This window comes from Acidovorax sp. ACV02 (genome assembly GCF_014851475.1).
In the GTDB taxonomy this organism is placed as follows: Bacteria; Pseudomonadota; Gammaproteobacteria; order Burkholderiales; family Burkholderiaceae_C; genus Acidovorax; species Acidovorax delafieldii.
The window spans coordinates 1-542 of record NZ_JACUZU010000026.1; the positions used below are offsets into that span (position 1 = coordinate 1).

The window sequence follows — 542 nt, forward strand, 5'->3', positions numbered from 1 at the left end:
GAAGGGGGGGAGGGAAAAAAAGGGGGGGGAGAGAGGGAGGGAAGAGGAAGAGGAGGGGGAGGGGGAGGGGGGGGGAGGGAGGAAAGGAAAGGGAGAGGGAGAGAGGAAAGAGGGGAGGGGGGAGGAGAGGGGAGGGGAGGGAAGGGAGAAAGGAAGGGGGGGGAGAAGGGAAAGAAGAAAAAGAAAAGAAGAGAGGAGAGAAAAGGGGGAGAGAGGGAAAGAAGGGGGAGGGAAGAGGGGGAGAGGGAGAAGAGAGGAAGAGAGAGGGAAGAGAAGTGTGAAAGGAGGAAGGAAAGAAGAGGGGGAAAAGGAAGGGAGAGGAAAAAAAAGGAGGGAGGAGAGGGGGGAAGAAAGGGGAGGAGGAGAGGAAGGGGAAGGAGGAGAGAAGAAGGGGAAAGAAAGGAGGGAGGGAGGGAGGGGGGGAAAAGGAGGAAAGGGGAAAAGAAAAGGGAGGAAGAGGGAAGAGGGGAAGAAAAAAGGAGGGAGAGGAAGAGGGGAGGAGGGAGGGGGCTGCAGCCATCACCACCAGGGGGGTTTTGGAC

Annotated in this window: 1 protein-coding gene; it reads left to right on the top strand. The window is 58.3% G+C overall.

The window, feature by feature from the left end; translation table 11 throughout:
* The coding region (locus IB236_RS24665) for a hypothetical protein (RefSeq protein ID WP_192422485.1) at nt 1-542 on the top strand (542 nt) is incomplete at both ends.